At 72.6% G+C, this 19171-nt stretch carries 18 protein-coding genes; 10 read left to right on the top strand and 8 right to left on the bottom strand.

Features of this window, described 5'->3' with window-relative positions; translation table 11 throughout:
* Positions 1-57: 57 nt before the first annotated feature.
* Positions 58-906: a glycosyltransferase gene (locus AWH51_RS08840; RefSeq protein ID WP_063071713.1), complete on the bottom strand. Its 849-nt coding sequence runs from the start codon at positions 904-906 to the stop codon at positions 58-60.
* 213 nt (positions 907-1119) lie between these two features.
* On the opposite strand from AWH51_RS08840, the gene AWH51_RS08835 reads away from it, so the two are divergent.
* Together AWH51_RS08835 and AWH51_RS08830 are read left to right on the top strand one after the other, a co-directional pair.
* The gene (locus AWH51_RS08835) at positions 1120-2943 is read left to right on the top strand and encodes a hypothetical protein (RefSeq protein WP_063071712.1); all 1824 of its coding nucleotides are present in this window, start codon (positions 1120-1122) and stop codon (positions 2941-2943) included.
* A 73-nt stretch (positions 2944-3016) separates the two neighbouring features.
* A complete protein-coding gene (locus AWH51_RS08830) occupies positions 3017-4039 on the top strand; it encodes a glycosyltransferase family 2 protein (RefSeq protein ID WP_063071711.1) in 1023 nt (340 codons plus the stop codon).
* A gap of 10 nt (positions 4040-4049) precedes the next feature.
* Here AWH51_RS08830 and AWH51_RS08825 read toward each other — a convergent pair whose 3' ends face one another.
* Together AWH51_RS08825 and AWH51_RS08820 are read right to left on the bottom strand one after the other, a co-directional pair.
* Positions 4050-5024 (bottom strand): glycosyltransferase, encoded by a 975-nt coding sequence (locus AWH51_RS08825; RefSeq protein WP_254654524.1) that lies wholly within the window; start codon positions 5022-5024, stop codon positions 4050-4052.
* The gene (locus AWH51_RS08820) at positions 5021-7219 is read right to left on the bottom strand and encodes a hypothetical protein (protein ID WP_063071709.1); all 2199 of its coding nucleotides are present in this window, start codon (positions 7217-7219) and stop codon (positions 5021-5023) included. The genes AWH51_RS08825 and AWH51_RS08820 overlap by 4 nt, the downstream gene beginning before the upstream one ends.
* Before the next feature lie 265 nt (positions 7220-7484).
* Between AWH51_RS08820 and AWH51_RS08810 the strand changes: the two genes are divergently transcribed.
* The 3 genes from AWH51_RS08810 to AWH51_RS08800 are packed head-to-tail and all read left to right on the top strand — an operon-like array spanning position 7485 to position 10341.
* Positions 7485-8339, top strand: coding sequence for a glycosyltransferase family 2 protein (locus AWH51_RS08810; RefSeq protein ID WP_063071707.1), 855 nt, complete (start codon positions 7485-7487; stop codon positions 8337-8339).
* Positions 8336-9367, top strand: a complete 1032-nt coding sequence (locus AWH51_RS08805; protein ID WP_217491914.1) for a glycosyltransferase — start codon at positions 8336-8338, stop codon at positions 9365-9367. Before AWH51_RS08810 ends, AWH51_RS08805 begins: the two co-directional genes overlap by 4 nt.
* Positions 9364-10341 carry an NAD-dependent epimerase/dehydratase family protein gene (locus AWH51_RS08800; RefSeq protein WP_063071706.1) on the top strand — a complete coding sequence of 326 codons (978 nt, stop codon included), beginning with the start codon at positions 9364-9366 and terminating at the stop codon, positions 10339-10341. The genes AWH51_RS08805 and AWH51_RS08800 overlap by 4 nt, the downstream gene beginning before the upstream one ends.
* A gap of 30 nt (positions 10342-10371) precedes the next feature.
* Here AWH51_RS08800 and rfbA read toward each other — a convergent pair whose 3' ends face one another.
* The 3 genes from rfbA to AWH51_RS08785 are packed head-to-tail and all read right to left on the bottom strand — an operon-like array spanning position 10372 to position 12322.
* The gene (gene rfbA, locus AWH51_RS08795) at positions 10372-11235 is read right to left on the bottom strand and encodes a glucose-1-phosphate thymidylyltransferase RfbA (RefSeq protein WP_063071705.1); all 864 of its coding nucleotides are present in this window, start codon (positions 11233-11235) and stop codon (positions 10372-10374) included.
* A gap of 3 nt (positions 11236-11238) precedes the next feature.
* Positions 11239-11844 (bottom strand): dTDP-4-dehydrorhamnose 3,5-epimerase family protein, encoded by a 606-nt coding sequence (locus tag AWH51_RS08790; protein ID WP_063071704.1) that lies wholly within the window; start codon positions 11842-11844, stop codon positions 11239-11241.
* Positions 11845-11869: 25 nt separating this feature from the next.
* Positions 11870-12322 carry a GtrA family protein gene (locus AWH51_RS08785; protein WP_063071703.1) on the bottom strand — a complete coding sequence of 151 codons (453 nt, stop codon included), beginning with the start codon at positions 12320-12322 and terminating at the stop codon, positions 11870-11872.
* A 179-nt stretch (positions 12323-12501) separates the two neighbouring features.
* Between AWH51_RS08785 and rfbB the strand changes: the two genes are divergently transcribed.
* From rfbB to AWH51_RS08760, 5 genes are all read left to right on the top strand, one after another.
* Entirely contained in the window at positions 12502-13491 is a 990-nt protein-coding gene (gene rfbB, locus AWH51_RS08780) for a dTDP-glucose 4,6-dehydratase (protein ID WP_063071702.1), read from the top strand.
* Positions 13488-14342, top strand: coding sequence for a dTDP-4-dehydrorhamnose reductase (rfbD, locus tag AWH51_RS08775; RefSeq protein ID WP_063071701.1), 855 nt, complete (start codon positions 13488-13490; stop codon positions 14340-14342). The genes rfbB and rfbD overlap by 4 nt, the downstream gene beginning before the upstream one ends.
* Before the next feature lie 95 nt (positions 14343-14437).
* Complete coding sequence (locus AWH51_RS08770; RefSeq protein ID WP_081235009.1) at positions 14438-15307, top strand: ABC transporter permease; 870 nt, start codon at positions 14438-14440, stop codon at positions 15305-15307.
* On the top strand, positions 15291-16037 hold the full coding sequence (locus AWH51_RS08765) for an ABC transporter ATP-binding protein (RefSeq protein ID WP_063071699.1): 747 nt from the start codon (positions 15291-15293) through the stop codon (positions 16035-16037). The genes AWH51_RS08770 and AWH51_RS08765 overlap by 17 nt, the downstream gene beginning before the upstream one ends.
* A 101-nt stretch (positions 16038-16138) precedes the next feature.
* Positions 16139-17278, top strand: a complete 1140-nt coding sequence (locus AWH51_RS08760) for a glycosyltransferase family 4 protein (RefSeq protein WP_081235007.1) — start codon at positions 16139-16141, stop codon at positions 17276-17278.
* A gap of 18 nt (positions 17279-17296) precedes the next feature.
* On the opposite strand, the gene AWH51_RS08755 is transcribed toward AWH51_RS08760, so the two are convergent.
* Both AWH51_RS08755 and purE read right to left on the bottom strand, forming a co-directional pair.
* On the bottom strand, positions 17297-18646 hold the full coding sequence (locus AWH51_RS08755; protein ID WP_063071698.1) for an LCP family protein: 1350 nt from the start codon (positions 18644-18646) through the stop codon (positions 17297-17299).
* Complete coding sequence (gene purE, locus AWH51_RS08750; RefSeq protein ID WP_063071697.1) at positions 18643-19167, bottom strand: 5-(carboxyamino)imidazole ribonucleotide mutase; 525 nt, start codon at positions 19165-19167, stop codon at positions 18643-18645. Before purE ends, AWH51_RS08755 begins: the two co-directional genes overlap by 4 nt.
* Positions 19168-19171 lie beyond the last annotated feature (4 nt).

Below are 19171 nucleotides of genomic sequence, written 5' to 3'. Positions count from 1 at the left end.
TTTGCTGGGGTGGCGCCCGACGGGCGCTCGACGGGACTGGTCAAGGGTAACGGGGGATCAGGCGCGGGCCTGGGGGACCGTCCGGTCGCGCGTGATCAGGCGGCGGTACAGGCCCCGGCGCACGGCCTCGGGGATGAGGCGGTAGCTGCCGCGGACGAGCACGTTGCGCGCCGCCTGCGCGGGCGACGTGAACCGGCGGCGGCGGAACTCGCGCTGGAGCCGCAGCTCCGCGCGCAGCTGGGCGACACCGCCGCGCCGGGCGTAGGCGCCCGCGCTCACGCGGTACATCACGAGCGGGTCGGGGAGGTTGTCCACCCGGGCGCCCGACTGGATCATGCGGGCGAAGAGGTAGTAGTCCTCCATGAGGCCGAGCGGGAGGTACCCGCCGGCGCGCCGCACGGCCGCGCGGCGGTAGACCACGGTGGGGTGGTTGAACGGGTCGTGGAAGCGGGCGTACCGGGAGATGGCGTCGGCGCCGACGGGCGGGGTGCGGCGGCCGCCGATGGTCCCGACCTCGTCCGCGAACTCGTACATGCCGGTGCCCACGAGGTCGAGGCCGCCCGAGATGAGCGCGAGCTGGCGGGCGAAGCGCTCGGGGAGGCTGATGTCGTCGGCGTCCATGCGCGCGATGACGTCGTGCGCGCACGCGTCGAGGCCGCGCTCCAGCGCGTGGGCGAGGCCCATGTTGCGCTCGAGCCCGACCGTGACCACCGGGACGGGCGACGCGTCCGCGAGCTCCGCCATGGCGCGGGCGAGCTCCGCGGACACCGGGCCGTCGCGGACGACGACGACCTCGTCCGGTCGGAGCGTCTGGTCGTCGACGCTGCTGCGGAACGCCCGGCGGAGGAACTCGGGGCGGTCGCCCCGGTACACGGGGAGGAGGAGGGAGAAGGGCTCGGCGGGCATGCGCGTCCCTCCTGCTGCGTGCGCAGCGTCGCGTGTGACGGTGGCCGGACGCGGCCGAGACGGGCTCGGGCGTCGAGCCGCCGAGTCTACCCGGGGGCGGGCCGCAGCCACCGTGGCGCGCGGGGAGCCGGGGAGGAGCGCACCGCTCCGGCCGGCCGTCCCGGCCCGTCCGCCCCCGGGCCGTCGCCGACCCGGCTGGTAGCATCGACCCCCGTGCCCTCACTCGAATCCCCCACCCGGAGCACGCGGCAGGACACGCCCCGGCGCCTGACGTCCGCGCTGTCCGTCGCGGCCGCCGTCCTCCTCTTCCTCGTGACCCAGGTCGGGATGCTCGTGCACCGCGCACCCAGCGTGCTGACGTCGTTCCGCGACTACTTCGTGTACGACCAGCTCTCCTACCTGTCGATGGTGGTCAACTTCGCGCGCGGGGACTTCGCCTCGGTCGAGCCGTTCACCGAGTCCGGCCGCAACACGTACCCGCACCTCTACTACCTCGTGCTCGGCGCCGTCGGTCACCTCACGGGGATCGGGCCGGTCACGGCCTGGAACGTCGTCGGCACCCTCATCCAGGCGGGCCTCGTGGCGGCCATCGCCATCGCCTGCATCCGGGTCTCGGGCCGCGCGTGGACCGGCGTCCTCGGCTTCGCGCCGCTCATGCTCGGGACGTTCGCCTGGACCTCGGGCCCGGGCGCGTGGTTCTGGCAGATGAGCTCGCACGCCGTCCTCTGGGGGCCGTTCGGGGTGCTGTTCACGCTGAACGGCGAGGCCGCCGCGCTCTCCGTCGCCGGCATCGCGTTCCTCGCCGCCCTGGTGCCCACGCTCCGCGGGTCGTCCCGCCGCTCGCGCTTCGTCACGCTCGTGCTGGTGGGCGTCGTGGTCGGCGGCCTGCTCAACGTGCACGTCTACGCGTTCCTCGCGACCGTCTTCCTCTCCTTCTACGTGGTCGCCGCGTACGCCGTGCTCGAGCGCCCTCGACGGCGCCTCCTCGTGCTGTCCGCGGTGCTCGTGCCGGTCTCCCTCGCCCTCGCGGTCGTCGTCGCGGGGACCGTCGGGCCCCTCCCCGCCTTCGTCGTCGGCCTGGTCCCCACCGTCCCGGGGCTCCTCGCGACCATCGGACGCACCCGGGGACTCGCGCTCGTGCCCATTGGCGCAGCGCTCCTCGCGACGATGCCGCAGATCGTGACGACCGTGCTCGCGTCGGCGGCGGGAGACCCGTTCCTCTCCTACCGGGTCGCGTCGAGCAAGGACCTGGGGGTGGCCCTGCCGCTCGGTCCCCTGGCGGGCGCCGCGCTCCTCCTGCCGCTCATCGTGATCCTCGTCGCGGGCATCCGCGCCCGGCGCACCATCTGGATCGCCTACGCGTCCGGCGCGATGCTCGCCTGGGCCATGACCTCGACCAACGACCTGTGGCGCGCGAACCAGGAGCCCTACCGGCTCTGGATCGACTCGTTCCTGCTCATCGCCGTGACCATCGTCCCCGTGCTGCTCGACGTCGCGGTGCGGACGCTCCGCCCGGTCCCCGAGGACGGCGCCGACCGCCCCGCCCCGCGTCGTACCCGCGCCGTCGTCGCGGCGGCCGCCGTCGTGATCGTGGCCGTCGGCGCCGCGAGCGCCGTGGACTGGGCGCGCTTCTTCATCGCCGGGCGCGGCACCGGGCAGATCACGTTCCAGGAGCCCGCGGACCGGGCCATCCGGGACGTGACCGCCGACGTCACGGAGGGAGCCGTCGTGGCCGGCCCGTGCCTCGATCCCCAGATCGTGAAGATCGACTCCGGCCGATCCGTCGCGCACTACAACCTCGGGATGGCCTGGCCCCAGGACAAGGGCGCGGTGGACGCCGCGCGGGAGGCGCTGACCGCCGGTCGCGTCGACCCGCAGGCCACCGAGGCCGCGGGCATCCGGTGGTACCTCGCCCTCTCGGAGTGCACGGACGGGGTGGACCCCGCGGAGGTCCCCGGGCTCGTGGAGGTGGCACGGGAGGTCTACGACCCGTCGACCGGCGCGGCGGCCGTGCTCTACCGCATCGACATAGGCTGAGCCGCGCACCCGGCGACGCCCTGCGACGCCCTGCCGCCCACCACGACACGCTTCCGACGAGGGACTCCCGCACGTGACAGCAGACCAGCACCAGACGCCCGCGCCGCTCGTGAGCTTCATCCTCCCCACCTTCAACGAGGAGGGGAGCATCGACGTGTTCACGCGGACGCTCCACGAGGAGCTGGACGCGGCGCAGCTCGGCATGCGCTTCGAGTTCATCTACGTGAACGACGGGTCGGCCGACGGGTCCCTCGAGCGCCTCCACGCGCTGGCCGCCGCGGACGACCGCGTGCAGGTCATCGACTTCTCCCGCAACTTCGGGCACCAGATCGCGGTCACCGCCGGCCTCGATCACGCCTCGGGCGACGCGGCGGTCATCATGGACACCGACCTGCAGGATCCCCCGCGCGTCGCCGTCGAGCTCATCCGCCGCTGGCAGGAGGGCTACAACGTCGTCTACGCGCAGCGGCGCACGCGCAAGGACTCGCTCTTCAAGAAGGCCACCGCGGGCGCGTTCTACCGCACGCTCGCGCTCGTCGCCGAGATCGACATCCCCCGCGACACCGGGGACTTCCGGCTCATCGACCGGAAGGTCATCGACGCCGTCAAGCGTTTCCCGGAGCGGAACCGCTTCCTCCGCGGCATGGTGTCCTACGTCGGCTTCCGGCAGACGAGCGTGCAGTTCGACCGCGACGAGCGCCACGCGGGCGTCACCGGCTACCCGCTGCGGAAGATGATCAAGTTCGCCGCCGACGGGATCCTCGGCTTCTCGACGTTCCCGCTGAAGCTCATCCAGCTCGTGGGCCTCGTCGTGTCGGCGCTCAGCGCGCTGGCCGTCGTGTACGTCCTGGTGAGCCGGGCCATCGACCCGTCGAGCGTCGTCCCCGGGTGGACGTTCACCGTGATCGCCATCCTCTTCGTGGGCGGCGTGCAGATCATCATGCTCAGCGTGCTGGGGAGCTACCTCGGGCGGGTGTACGCCGAGGTGCAGAACCGGCCGCTCTACCTCGTCGCGTCGCACGTCGGCCGCCCCGCCGATCCCGCCGACGGCACGGTGCGGACGGCCTCCTCCGAGGTGCCCTACCGCCGCGACTGAACCGGCGGCGTCAGCGGCCGGCGGATCCCTCGAGGCGTCGGATGCCGGCGGTGATCTCGCCGAGGCCGTCGAGCACCTCGTGCGCGGGTCGAGGAGGGCGGGCGAGCCCCTGGCGGACGCCGTCGACCAGGCCGCGCAGGAGCAGCCCGCGGTCGCCGGAGCGGGCGATCGTGCGGGTCCAGCTGACGAGGGCGGCCCCGGCGTAGAGGACCCGCTCGGCGGGCGACAGCGCTCGGGAGCGCAGCAGCATCCAGATCTTGTTGCGGACCTCGAACACGAACCGGGCACCGGGATCCACGTCGGTCGACCCGAACGTGCGCGTGCGGTGCTCGACCGTGCTGCCGTGCACCAGGTACCCGCGCCCCCGACGGAGCAGCCGGGACGAGTACTCGAAGTCGTCGTTCCAGAGGAAGTAGTCGGCCATCGGCAGCCCGTGCGCGCGGATGGCGTCGGCCTCGATCATCATCGACACGAACGACGCCGTGCGGACGGGCGTGCAGCCGTGCTCGGCGGCACGCGCGATGCTCCGGCGGCTCGCCGACGGCCTCGTGCGCGGCGTGTTCATGGGATGCGGGCGCCCGTCCGTCCAGCGCACCGCGGACGCGAGCACGACGGTGCCGCGCGGGGCGGCGGCGCGGGCGCGGAGCAGCTCCTCGAGCGCGGTGGGATCCGGCACGGTGTCGTCGTCCATCAGCCAGACGAGCTCGGCGTCGTGCGCCGTGAGCGCGCGCTCGATGCCGGCCGTGAAGCCGCCCGCCCCGCCGGTGTTCGTCGGCAGCGTCGTGAGGGCCACGTCCGGGAAGCGCTCGCGGATGACGTCGGCCGAGCCGTCCGTCGAGGCGTTGTCGATGACGACCACCTCGTGCAGCCGCGCGGTCTGCGCGGCGAGCGCCGCCAGGGTCTCGACCACGAGGTCGCGCCGGTTCCAGGCCACGACGACCGCGACGACGCGCGCCCCCGCGTCCACGCCCGCTCCCCCGCTCACGCGCGCTTCCGCGCCCGCCGGCGCAGGAGCGCCCAGACGACGATGAGGACGAGCATGAGGATCCCCGAGCCCAGCTGGACCTGCCACCCGGGGCTCCAGAAGGAGACCGTGACGGTGCGGCCCTCGTCCGCCGCCGTCACGTCCACGCCGAGGAGCATGTCGTCGACGGGATCCGCGGAGAGCGTGCCGCCGTCGACCTGGTAGCCCGGCCAGGGGATGAGGGACAGGGCGACGCGCCCGCCGTCCGCCGGCACGGAGTCGATCCGGAAGGTGGTGCCCATCGGATCCTGGTGGAGGACGGTGGCCGACGTGCCCGCGGAGGTCCACGCGATGCCGCCGGCGCCGGCGACGGGCTGGTCGCGCACGATCGTGCGCGTGTGCGGGGTGTCCTGGACGACGTGCCACCCCTCGGGGACGACCGTCCAGTCCGCGGACGGCACGGCGCGCGAGGAGTCGAGGCCGCGCTGGATCTTGACGATCTGCACCGTGCTGACGCCCAGCAGGTCGACGAGGTCGGTCCCCGTCTCCGAGCGCTGCACCGGCTGGAAGAGCTGCTCGTAGAGCTGGCCGCAGGTGAAGCCGTTGTACTGCATGCAGACGGCCTTGGAGTAGCCCGGGTAGTAGACGGACGAGTAGGCGTTCTGCACCGGCTTGCCGGTGATGTACCAGGAGTTGCCGGCCAGCGACTCGTCGTAGAAGTCGTCGTCCGACCAGCCGACCACGAGGACGTCGCCACGCGAGTCGGGCAGCTGGGTCGAGTACTCGACGACGTCGGAGGGCAGCCAGTAGCTGGTGAGCGGCGAGGCCGGCGAGAAGGCGTGCTGCGGGACGAGCGCGACGAGGGTCCCCGCGACGGCCATCATCGCGAGCCCGCGGGTCACCCCGCCGGCGTCGCGGGTGCGCACGACGCGCCGGAGGAGCGGCAGGGCGGACACCCGGCCGAGGTCCGCTCCCGCGACTCCCATCGCCACCCCGACGAGGACGGCCGACACGAGCATGCCGACGACGATGGCGCGCCACTCGCGGGGCGCCTGCAGGCCCATGAGCGCGCCGGTCGCGACGACGATGAGCAGGGCCACCGCGAGGTGCCGCCGCGTGACGACGGTGCGTCGTGCGCGCGACAGGCCGAGCGCCAGGATCAGCAGGACGGAGCCGGCCACGAACGGGAGGACCCGGACGGGGAAGCGCAGCGGGCCGATCTGGGACGGCGCGCTCACGGCGACGAGGGCCACCACGGCGATCACGACGAGGCTCGGACGGGAGCGCAGGAGGCGGCCGAGCTCGCGGGGCCGGATGAGCACCACCAGCGGGAGGAGCCAGGAGATGTAGGTGAGCGGGGAGCCGGGGAACTGGCTCCCGTACGTCTCCATGAACGGCCCGCCCGTCGGGATGGCCGAGATGGCGAGGTCGCTGAGGTCGACGCCGAGGAAGCCCGTGTTCACCACGCCCTCGTTGCGGCCGGACACCGACGCGGTGAGCAGGCCGGGGAGGTGGACGACGATCGTGAAGAGGCCGGCGACCGTCGACGCGGCGAGCGCCCGCCAGATCGCGCCCCGGTCGCGTCGCAGCACGGCCTCGAAGAGGATGGCCGCGAGGGCCGCCGCGAGCATGAGGGTCGTGGAGACGTACCCGATGCCGATGAGCAGCAGGGAGGCCGCGATCCCGCCGTACGGCGTGCGGTTGAGGAGGACGCTCCGCCGGGTGAGGCCCACCGCGAGGGGCCACCAGCACCAGGCCATGAGGCCGTTCACCCAGGACGGTGCGTCGTAGAAGAGGGTGAAGCCGGCCAGGGGCGCGGCCGTGGCGACGACCGCGGACCAGGCGCGGGGGATGCCGTAGCTGCGGGCGAGGACGAAGAAGCCGGCCGATCCGATCGCCAGGCACGCGAGCTTCACGATGGTGGAGTACAGGGCGGCGTCGAACAGCACGTGCGAGCCGAGGCCGATCAGCCAGATGAACGGGCTGTAGATGCCCCAGGCGCCCTCGGCCTGGTAGTTGCCGGACTGCCAGACGGTCGGGTTGAGCAGCGACCAGTTCCCCGACATGAGCCGGTCGCCGATCTCCCACCACTGCCCGAACGCCCCCGCCTCCGTGTCGTTCACGAAGTAGTACCGGCGGAAGAAGAGCATCGGGATGATCGCGCCCGCCACCGTGGCGGCGACGGCGGCCGTCGGCCACAGGAGCTTGCTGCGCATGTTGAGGAGGTGTCCGTTCGTCGTGTGCGGCCCGGGACCGGCGGGGCTGGTAGGGCGCGACTCACCCTAATGCCTGGCTCCCCGGCGGCTCGTGAGGACGGACCCGCTGCGGGCGACCGCCTCCCCGATCGCGCGCGGGCGCCGTGAGAGGATGGCCCCCGTCCGCACGCGCTCCGCGGTCGCCCACGGTCCCCGTCGCACGTCGACGTGCTCGGTGGGCAGCGACCCGAGCGCGTCCCCTCCTGCATCGCCGAAGGAGAGCCCCGTGGCCCCACGCGTCTCGATCGTCATCCCCGCCTACAACAACGCCGACTACCTCCAGGAGACGGTCGACTCCGTGCTGGCGCAGACGTACGACGACTTCGAGGTCGTGATCGCGGACCACTCCTCCACCGACGGGACCTGGGACGTGATGCAGCGCTACGCCGACGACCCGCGTGTGCGCCTCCTGCGCACCGAGGCGGGCGGCGGGGCCCTCCGCAACTGGAACCGCGTGAGCCAGGAGGCGCGCGGCGAGCTCGTCAAGCTCGTCTGCGGCGACGACCTGCTCTACCCCACCATCCTCGAGCGCCAGGTGGCGGAGCTCGACGCCTCCCCGTCGGTCGTGCTCGTGGCCTCCCCGCGCGACATCGTGGACGCGGACAGCCGGCCGATCGTGCGCGACCACGGCGTCGCCGGAGCGCGCCTCGCGATGTCCGGCGCCCAGGCCGTCCGGCGCACGATCCGCTCGGGCACCAACATCTTCGGCGAGCCCGGCTGCGTGCTCATGCGCCGGGCGGACCTCGAGGCCGTGGGCTGGTGGGACTCCCGCTGGCCCTATCTCATCGACGAGACCACGTACGCCAAGGTCCTGCTGCGCGGCGACTTCGCGTCGGTGGGCCCGAAGGCCCTCGCCGGCTTCCGCATCTCCGACTCCCAGTGGAGCGTGCGCCTCGCGGGCGAGCAGGCAAGCGCGGCCGCGGGCTTCCACCACTGGGTGCTCGAGGAGCACCCGCACGTCGTGTCCCGCGCCGACGTCCGGCTCGGCGACCTGATGGCCCGCGCGAAGGCGCTGTCCCGCCGCCTCGTGTACGTCTACCTCGGCCGGCGCATGTCGCGGTCGGCCCGGGACGCCGCGTGAGCGCCGCCCCGCCCGCGGATGCCGCCCGGGCCGCGTTGCCGCCCGACCACTCCATCTCGGTCGTCATCCCCGTGTACCAGGGCGAGCTGACGCTCGAGGCGCTGCTCGCGGAGATCCAGCCGTTCACGGTGCCGCAGATCACCCGCGAGGGCCACAGCTACGCGGTCACCGAGGTGCTGCTCGTCTTCGACAACGGGCGCGACGGGTCCCCCCGCGTCATCCGCGACCTCAAGCGCCTGCACCCCTTCGTGCGGCCCATCTGGCTGAGCCGCAACTTCGGGCAGCACGCCGCGACCCTCGCGGGCATGGCCTCCTCCGGGGGCGACTGGATCGTCACCCTCGACGAGGACGGGCAGCACGACCCGGGCTTCATCCCCGACATGCTCGACGTCGCCATGCGCGAGCTCGCCTCGGTCGTCTACGCGAAGCCCACGAACACGCCGTCGCACGGCCTCCTGCGCAACGTCGCCTCCCGCGGCGCGAAGGTCGTCCTCAACGCCATGTCGTCCGACCAGGACGCGGAGCAGTTCCAGAGCTACCGTCTGATGCTCGGCTCGGTCGGCCGCAGCGTCGCGGCCTACGCGGGCTCGGGCGTGTACCTCGACATCGCGCTCGGCTGGGTCGCGAACCGCGTCTCCACCTGCCCCATCACGCTGCGGGACGAGGGCGAGCGCCAGTCCGGCTACTCGCCGCGCCGCCTGTTCTCGCACTTCTGGCGCATGGTGCTCTCCAGCGGCACCCGGGGCCTCCGCGCCGTGAGCGTGCTCGGGGCGCTGTTCCTGGTGGTGGCGCTGATCTTCGTCATCGTCATCGTCGTCAGCCGCCTCACCGACTACTCGGTCCCGGCGGGCTGGGCGTCGACGATCGTCACGATCCTCGCGTCGAGCGGCATCATCCTGTTCTCGCTCGGGATCATCGCGGAGTACGTCGGCGTGGCCGTGGGCATGGCGCAGGGCCGTCCCGCGTACCTCATCGTGCGCGACCCGCTGGACGGGCCGCACGGCCGGCCGGCGCGCGGACACGTGTGACCGCGCCCGTCCCGGTCTGGATCATCGGCGCGCGGGGCCTCCTCGGCGCGTCGTTGGTCGACGCGCTGACGGCGGACCCCCGCTGGGCGCCCGTCGCCGCGGATCCGCTCCCCTGGGCGACCGCAGACGAGGCCGTGATGCGCCGCGCGGCGCGCGCCGGCGCCGGACGGCTCCTCGAGGCGGGGCGCGCCGCCGGGCGCTGGGCCGTGATGTGGTGCGCCGGCGCGGCCGTCACGGGCAGCACGCGCGCGCAGCTGGAGCACGAGCTCGCGCAGCTCCACGCGGTGCTCGACGAGATCGCCGTCGCCGCCTCGGCCGCGCCCGCCCCGGGCGGCGCACTGTTCTACTCGTCGTCCGCGGGCGGCGTCTACGCGGGCGCCGCGCGCCCGCCCTTCACGGAGGCCTCCGAGCCGCGCCCGCTCGCGCCCTACGGCGAGGCGAAGCTCCGGGCCGAGGGCCTCGTGCGCGCGTTCGGCGAGCGTGCCGGGGTCCGCACGCTCGTCGGCCGCATCGCGAACCTCTACGGTCCGCGCCAGGCCGTCGGCAAGCCGCAGGGGCTCATCACGCAGCTCGCGCGCGCGAACCTCTCCCCCACGCCCGCGTCCATCTACGTGCCGCTCGAGACGGTGCGCGATTACCTCTACGCCGACGACTGCGCGGGGCTCGTCCGCGACGCCACCGCGCGCCTGCTGTCGCTGCCCGCGGACACGCACGTCGTGAAGATCATGGCGTCCGGGCAGCCCGTCACCATCAGCGCGCTCCTCGGCCACTTCACGGCGCTCGGCAAGGCGCGCCCGCACGTGATGCTCGGGCTGTCGCCTCTCGCGGGCTACCAGGCCGTGGACCTGCGCCTCCAGAGCGTGGTCTGGCCGGACCTCGACGAGCGCGACACGATGCCGCTGCCCGCCGGGATCAACATCACGGCGCAGGCGCTCATCTCGGGCATGCAGTCCGGCGAGCTCACCCCGCGGTGACGCGGGACGGCGCGCCCCGCCGGCGTGCGGCTACGCCTCGAGCAGGGTGACGAGGTAGCGCCCGTACCCGCTCTTGATGAGCGGCCGCGCGAGCTCCTCGAGGGCGTCCCGGTCGATCCAGCCGGCGCGGTACGCGATCTCCTCGATGCAGCCGATCTTGAAGCCCTGGCGGTCCTCGATGACCTTCACGTACTCCGAGGCCTGCATCATGCTCTCGAACGTGCCGGTGTCGAGCCAGGCGGTCCCGCGGTCCAGCACCTGCACGCGGAGGCGGCCGGCCTGGAGGTAGTGGTCGTTGACGGCCGTGATCTCGAGCTCGCCGCGCTCGCTCGGCTGGATGCCCTTGGCGATCTCGACCACGTCGTTGTCGAAGAAGTAGAGGCCGGGCACGGCGTACGCGCTCTTGGGGGCCGTCGGCTTCTCCTCGATGGAGAGGGCCGTGAAGTCGTCGTCGAACTCGACGACCCCGTACGCCGTGGGATCCGCCACGTGGTACGCGAAGATCAGCGCGCCGTCGATCTCGGTGTTCTTCCGCAGGCTCGTGCCGAGGCCGGCCCCGTGGAAGATGTTGTCGCCGAGGACGAGCGCCACGGAGTCGTCGCCGATGAACTCCTCGCCGATGACGAACGCCTGCGCGAGGCCGTCCGGCGAGGGCTGCACGGCGTACTCGATGCGCATGCCGAGGTGCGATCCGTCGCCGAGCAGGGCTCGGAACTGGTCGTTGTACTCGGGCGTCGTGATGATGAGCACCTCGCGGATGTCGGCCATCATCAGCGTCGACAGGGGGTAGTAGATCATCGGCTTGTCGTAGATGGGCATCAGCTGCTTGCTGATGCCCTTCGTGATCGGCCAGAGCCGGCTGCCGGAGCCGCCGGCGAGGATGATGCCCTTCATGGGTCAGCTCACCTTCTGCGAGTCGTGGAAGGCGCGCATGTCCGACCAGGTGGGGAGGAGTCCGGCGGACGCCGCCTCGGCGAGCGTGGGGGCGTCGGTGTCCTTCGGGGAGAGCAGCGGCTCGCCGGCCTCCTCGGGGAAGACGAGGCCGATCTCGGGGTCGAGCGGGTCGATCCCGTGCTCGGCCGAGGGGGTGTAGACGTCGCTCACGAGGTAGGTGACGGCGGCGTCGTCGGTGAGGGCGACGAAGCAGTGCCCGAGGCCCTCGGAGAGGTAGACGGCCTTGTGGGTCTCCGTGTCGAGCCGGACGCTGTCCCACTGCCCGAACGTCGGGGATCCGACGCGGATGTCCACGATGAAGTCGAGCACGGCGCCCGCGACGGCCTTCACGTACTTGGCCTGCCCGCGGGGCACGTCGGCGAAATGGATGCCGCGCACGACGCCCCGCTTGGAGACGCTCATGTTGGCCTGGCGGAGATCGAGGGGGTGGCCGACCGCCCGCTCGAGCTCGTCGAACCGGTACCACTCGAGGAACACACCCCGGTCGTCGGTGCGCTGGACGGGGGTGATCTCGTAGCCGTCGGGCACGGCGAGCTCTCGGATCTGCACGCCTCCGAGTCTAGCAACGGGGCGGTCAGCGGCCGGGGCCGCCCTCGCCCCGCGGACGGCGGAAGGAGAACCAGCGGTGCCCGGCGTAGCTGATGAGCGTGATCGCCACCACGATGAGCGCCTGCGCGACCAGGCGCGGCACGCCGGCCGCAACGAGCAGCGGCAGCGACACCGCGTTCAGCGTGATGGACACCGCGTACACGGAGACGAAGCGCGCGAGGTCCCGCAGCACGTGTCCGCGCACGCGGAACACCAGGTGCCGGTACAGCACGAAGGCCACGAGAACGGCCACGGCGTAGCTGCCGCCGAGCGGCACGAGGGATCCGAGGACGGGGTGGCCGGCGTCGTCGAGGGCACGGCCGGCGGTCGCCGCGAGCCCCGCGAACAGGAGGAAGGCGAACGCGGTGTTGAAGCCGCCGACGAGGAGGAACGCGACGCGCTCGTCGCGGAGGAGCGCGCGGATGCGGGAGGCGGCCATGCACGCATCCTCCCGCCCGCCCGCCGAGCATCGGCCGCACGACCCGCCGCCTCCCCCGCACGGGGACGTGGCCCCGAGAGCACCCGCGGGTACACTCGGGGCGGTCCGCCCTCGATCTCCGCGGCCGCTCCCCGACGCCGGATGCCCGCCCGGCGCCTCTACCGAAGGACGTATCCCCCATGAGGATCCTCGTGACCGGCGGCGCCGGATTCATCGGCTCCAACTTCGTGCGCCACGCGCTCTCCGACGACTACGCCGGGCTGGAGGGAGCCGACGTCGTCGTGCTCGACGCCCTCACCTACTCCGGCAACCTCGAGAACCTGGCCCCCGTCAGCGACTCGCCGCGCTACACGTTCGTGCACGGAGACATCCGCGACGACGCGGTGCTCGACGAGTGGATCCCGCAGGTCGACGCGGTCGTGCACTTCGCCGCCGAGAGCCACGTCGACCGCTCGGTGCGCGACGCGAGCATCTTCGTGGAGACCAACGTCCTCGGCACGCAGAAGCTCCTCGACGCCGCGCTCCGGCACGACCTCACGCGCTTCGTGCACGTCTCCACCGACGAGGTGTACGGATCCATCGCGGAGGGCTCGTGGGACGAGGAGCGTCCGCTCGAGCCCAACTCCCCCTACTCGGCGTCGAAGGCCGGCAGCGACCTGCTCGCCCGCTCGTACCACCGCACGCACGGGCTGAACGTGTCCATCACGCGCTGCTCGAACAACTACGGGCCGTACCACTTCCCCGAGAAGGTCATCCCGCTGTTCGTCACGAACCTCATCGACGACGTGCACGTGCCGCTCTACGGCGAGGGCCTCAACATCCGCGACTGGCTGCACGTGGACGACCACTGCCGCGGCATCGCGCTCGTGCTCGTGCAGGGCGCGCCCGGCGAGATCTACAACATCGGCGGGGGCACCGAGCTCACCAACCGCGAGCTCACGCAGCTCCTGCTCGACGCCACCGGCCGCGACTGGTCGTACGTCGACCGCGTCGAGGACCGCAAGGGCCACGACCTGCGCTACTCCGTCGACATCTCCAAGATCCAGCGCGAGCTCGGCTACGCGCCGCAGGTGCCGTTCGAGCAGGGCCTCGCCGACGTCGTGCAGTGGTACCGCGACAACCGCTCCTGGTGGGAGCCGCTGAAGCAGCGCGCGGAGCTGCCCGCGTGAGCCGCGTCCTCGTCACCGGCGGGCGCGGGATGCTCGGGCAGGACCTCCTGCCCGCGCTCGCCGCGCACGAGGTGACGGCACCCGCGCGCGCCGACCTCGACATCACCGACGAGGCGGCCGTCCGGGCGGCCGTCGCCGGGCACGATGTCGTCGTGAACCTCGCCGCGTACACCGCGGTCGACGCCGCCGAGGAGCACGAGGAGGACGCGCGGGCGATCAACGCGACCGGCGCCGGGATCCTCGCCCGCGCCGCCGCGGAGGCCGGCGCCCGCATCGTCCACGTCTCCACCGACTACGTCTTCGACGGATCCGCCACCACCCCCTACCCGGAGGACACCCCGCACGCGCCGGTCTCCGCCTACGGCCGCACCAAGGCCGAGGGCGAGCGCCTCGTGCTCGCCGGCCACCCGGAGGGCGCGAGCGTCGTGCGCACCGCGTGGCTGTACGGCGCGGGCGGTCCGTCCTTCCCGTCCACGATGCTGCGTCTCGCCGCATCGCACGACACGGTGTCGGTCGTCGACGACCAGCGCGGCCAGCCCACCTGGACGGTCGACCTGGCGGCCCGCATCGTCGAGCTCGTCGACGCGGGGGTCCCGTCCGGCGTGTTCCACGGGACCGCGTCCGGCGAGACGACCTGGCACGGGCTCGCGCAGGCCGTGTTCGCGGCGGCGGGCCTCGATCCCGCGCGCGTGCTCCCCACCGACAGCGCGTCCTTCGTGCGCCCCGCCCCGCGCCCCGCGTACTCGGTGCTCGGGCACGACGCGTGGGCGCGCATCGGCCTCGCACCGCTCCGCGACTGGCGGGAGGCCCTGTCCGACGCCGCCGCCCACGGCGTGCTCCGAGCGGGCTGACGGCTACACTCGTGTCCGGTCCGATCCCGGACGCCGCAGCCGAACCCGCTCCGCACCCCGTGCGAGCCCCACGCAGTCCGAAGGGCACCACCGAAGTGTCGAGCATGACGAGTTCCCAGTCCCGGGAGTTCTCGAGGCCCGGGACGGGCGCGGGGCTCCTCGACGTGTACCGGAGGCGGTACCTCCTCTCCCTGCTCGTGCGCAAGGAGGTGCAGGTCCGCTACCGCGGCTCGGTGCTCGGCTGGCTCTGGTCGTACGTGAAGCCGGCCGCGCAGTTCGCGGTGTTCTTCGTGGCGATGGGGATCTTCCTGCAGCTCAACCGCAACCAGGTGAACTACCCCGTCTACCTGTTCTCGGGCATCATCCTCATCAACTTCTACACGGAGGCGTTCTCCAACTCCACGAAGTCGCTCGTGGACAACGGCGCGCTGATCAAGAAGATCTACCTGCCGCGCGAGCTCTTCCCGGTGTCCAGCACCTTCGTGGCGCTGGTCAACTTCCTGCCGCAGCTCGTCATCCTCCTCGTCGTGTGCCTCTTCGTGGGCTGGGCGCCGACGCCCGTGCAGGTGCTCGGCATCCTCCTCGCGATCGCCATCATCGGCACGCTCGCCATCGGCCTCGGCATGCTGTTCGGCGCCGCCAACGTGTCGTTCCGCGACTCGCAGAACTTCGTCGAGCTCATCGTGATGGTCGTCGTGTGGGCCTCCCCCGTGCTCTACCCGTACGCGCAGGTCGCGAAGGTGCTGCCGGACTGGATGCTCGTCATCTACCAGCTGAACCCCGTCACCGCCGCGGTCGAGCTCTTCCACGCGGCCTTCTGGTACCCGACCACGGGCGGCACGGGCGAGCTGCCGCCGAACCTCTGGATGTACGGGTTCATCGCCCTCGGCGTCTCGCTCCTGAGCCTCCTGCTCGGGCAGCTCGTCTTCAAGAAGCTGGAGGGGCGCTTTGCCCAGGACCTCTGAGTCGGACGCGCTCCCGCGCATCATCGTCGAGCACGTGCGGAAGTCGTTCCTCCTCCGCCACACCCACTCCATCAAGGAGACCGTCATCGCGGCCGTCCGCCGCAAGCCCCTCGCCTCCACCTTCGACGCGCTGGACGACGTCAGCTTCTCCGTGCGGCCCGGCGAGTCCGTGGCGCTCATGGGCTTCAACGGATCCGGCAAGTCCACGCTCCTGAAGCTCATCTCCGGCGTGTACCAGCCCGACAGCGGCGAGGTGCTCGCCCGCGGCCGCATCGCCGGCCTCATCGAGGTGGGCGCGGGCTTCCACCCCGACCTCTCCGGCCGCGAGAACATCTACCTCAACGCCGCGATCCTCGGCATGGAGCAGCACGAGATCGACGCGCGCTTCGACCAGATCGTGGAGTTCAGCGAGATCGAGAAGTTCATCGACACCGAGGTCAAGCACTACTCCTCGGGCATGTTCCTGCGCCTGGCCTTCTCGGTCGCCATCCACACCGAGGTCGACATCCTCCTGGTGGACGAGATCCTCTCCGTCGGCGACGAGCCGTTCCAGCGCAAGTGCCTCGCGAAGATCCGCGAGCTGCACGACCAGGGCAAGACGCTCGTGGTCGTGAGCCACGACCTCGACATGGTCTCGGACCTGTGCGAGCGCGGCATCCTCATCCGGTCGGGCAGGGTCGAGTTCGACGGCCCGTCCAAGGAGGCCGTCGAGCGGATGCGCGAGGGCTGAGCCCGCCGCGCCCCTGCGCGCTCCTCCCCGGTCGCGGCCGCCCGCGCCGGTACGATGGTCCTCCCGCGGGCCCGCCCGACACCCGCGCGACATGGAGGATCGTGACCACCACGCTGCGCGTGATCATCGACCAGCTGACCGGGCCCATCCCCGGCGGCATGGGCCGCTACGCCGAGGACCTGACGAGCGCCGTCATCGCCGCCACCCCGAGCGGGTGCGAGGTCGAGGGCGTCGTCTCCGCCGTCACCCCCGAGCAGACCGCCGACCTCGAGCAGCGCCTGCCCGGCCTCGCCCGGATCACGCGCGTGCCGCTCCCCCGCCGCGAGCTGTCGCGCGCCTGGCAGCTCGGCCTGCCCACGCCCGGCACCTCCGGCATGGTGCACGCGCCGAGCCTGCTGGCGCCGCTGCGCCGCCACGACCGCGTGAACACGAACGACCAGATCGTCGCGACCATCCACGACGTCAACGCGTGGACCCACCCCGAGAGCATGACGAGCGCGTCCGTCTCGTGGACGAAGGCCATGGCGAAGCGAGCCCGCAAGCACGCGGACGCCGTGGTCGTGCCCTCGCACGCGCTGGCCGAGGAGCTGGCGCGGTTCGTCGACCTGGGCGACCGCGTGCGCGTGATCGGCGGCGCCGTCAGCCCCCGCATCGCGCTGCCCGAGGACCCGGACGCGCGTGCGGCGGAGCTCGACCTGCCGGCCGACTACCTCCTCACGGTGGGCAGCCTCGAGCCGCGCAAGGGGGTCCAGGCGCTCGTGCAGGCGCTCGTCCGCCCCGAGACCGGCGACCTGCCGCTCCTCGTCGTCGGCCCCGCGACGTGGGGCGACGTCGAGCTCGCCCAGGTCGCGGACGAGGCGGGCGTCGACCCGTCGCGCGTGCGCAGCCTCGGCTCCCTGTCCGACGGCGACCTCGCGGTCGTCCTCGACCGTGCCACGGTCTTCGTCCACCCGAGCCTCTCCGAGGGCTTCGGGCTGCCCGTGATCGAGGCGCTGTCGTTCGGCACGCCCGTCGTGCACTCGGACGCGCCCGCGCTCCTCGAGGTCGCGGCGGACGCGGGCGTCGTCGTGCCCCGGGAGGACGTCGACGGCTACCCCCTGCGCCTCGCCGAGGCCATCGGCGGCCTCCTCTCCGACACGGCCGCGCGCGAGCGGCTCGCGGTCGTGGGCCAGGACCGGGCGCGCGCGTTCAGCTGGCGCGACGCGGCCGAGAAGGTGTGGCAGCTGCACGCCGACCTGTAGCGGGTCCGGCCGCACGCATCAGCCGGCGGAGCCCTGCGCGAACTGCTGCTGGATGGCCTGGCGGATCGCCGGGAAGTCGGGCTTCTGCGAGTTGAAGCGCGGCGGCACGATCTCGAGGTCGTCGATCGGCTGGTCCTTCGTCTTCAGCGCGAGCTGCGTGAAGGAGCCGAGCGTGCCGCGCGGGATGTCGGTCTTCACGACCTGCGTGCCGGCCTGCGCGATGGCGTCGAACTTGGTGAGCACGTTGGCCGGGTCGAACTGCCGCACGACGGCCTGCTGCACCTCGCGCTGGCGCGTCATGCGGTCGTAGTCGCTGGCCTGATAGCGGGAGCGCGCGTACCAGAGGGCGTGGTAGCCGTCGAGCTTCTGCTGGCCGGGCTCGATCCACTCGGGGATGGGCACCGGACGGAACTTGTCGTCGTGGCCGGAGCCCATGCCGATGCGGCGCTTCACGTCGACGTCGATGCCGCCGAGCGCGTCGACCATGTCGGAGAAGCCCTGCATGTCGATGAGCACGTAGTACTGGATCGTGAGCCCGGTCACGCCCTGCACGGCCTCGCGCATGGCCTCGATGCCCGGCAGGCTGCCCTTCGCCTTCGCGTCCGGGTAGAGGTCCTGCTTGTAGACCTCGACCTCCGTGTAGATGGAGTTGAGCATGCAGGCGTCGACGTCGCAGTGCGTGTACCCCTTCGGGTAGCGCGCCGTGAGCGGCGACCCGTCGGAGAACGGCACGTCCTCCATGTCGCGCGGGAGGCCGACCATGGTGGCCCGGCCCGTGGCGGCGTCGATGCTGACCACGGTGATGCTGTCGGGGCGGAGGCCCGCCCGGTCGCTGCCCGCGTCGCCGCCGAGCAGCATGATGTTGTACCGGCCGTCGACGGGAGGCTCGCCGGCGTAGTCGCCGAAGATGCCGCCGAGGGCGCCGCGGCCGACGCCCACCACGTAGGCGGCGTACCCGGCGGACCCGGCGGTGCCCACCATCAGCAGCACGGAGAGGGCCGCGATGACCGGCCGGGCCCGCGGTGAGACGCGGATGATGCGCGCGAGCCGCAGGGTGTCGAGCGCGAGCACCACCCAGAGCACGGCGTAGGCCGCGAGCAGCACCTGCAGCGCGAGGAGCACCCACTCCTCGGACACCAGCTGGATCAGGGCACCGCGGGCGAAGAGCGCGAGGCCCGCGGCGACGACGCCGACCACCCAGACGACGAGCGTCGAGGCGAGCCCGACGCGGCCGAGCCGGCGGTTCCCCGCGAGCACCTGGGCGGATCCCGGGATGAGCACGTTCAGCACGACGAGCCACCAGGCCCGCGTGGTCATGATGCGCGGCGACGCGGTGTCCGGGTGCCGGATGGGCTGGGTGAGGCTCACGTGCGCCGCTGGACCTTCTGCTGCAGCGCGGCGTCCTTCTGCTCCACGAGCCCCGCCAGCTCCGTGCGGTGCCGCTCGAGGGCGTCGGCGATGCGCGCGTCCGTGGTGGAGAGGATGCGGGCGGCGAGGAGCCCCGCGTTCTCCGCGCCGCCGATGGACACGGTGGCCACGGGCACGCCGGCGGGCATCTGCACGATGGAGAGCAGCGAGTCCATGCCGTCGAGCGTCTTCAGCGGCACGGGCACGCCGATGACGGGCAGGGTCGTGACGGAGGCGAGCATGCCGGGCAGGTGGGCCGCGCCGCCCGCGCCCGCGACGATGACGCGGATGCCGCGCTCGCGCGCGGCCTGGCCGTAGGCGATCATCCGCTCGGGCGTGCGGTGGGCCGAGAGCACCTGGACCTCGTGGGCGATGCCGAGCGCGTGGAGGGCGTCGGACGCCTTCTCCATCACGTTCCAGTCGGAGTCGGAGCCCATGACGAGGCCGACGAGGGGCGAGGTGTCGGGATTCACGGGCTCCATGCTA

It is taken from the genome of Clavibacter tessellarius (genome assembly GCF_001618005.1).
In the GTDB taxonomy this organism is placed as follows: Bacteria; Actinomycetota; Actinomycetes; order Actinomycetales; family Microbacteriaceae; genus Clavibacter; species Clavibacter tessellarius_A.
The sequence above is the reverse complement of the archived record's forward strand: the minus strand, read 5'-3'. Positions and strand labels throughout refer to the sequence as shown.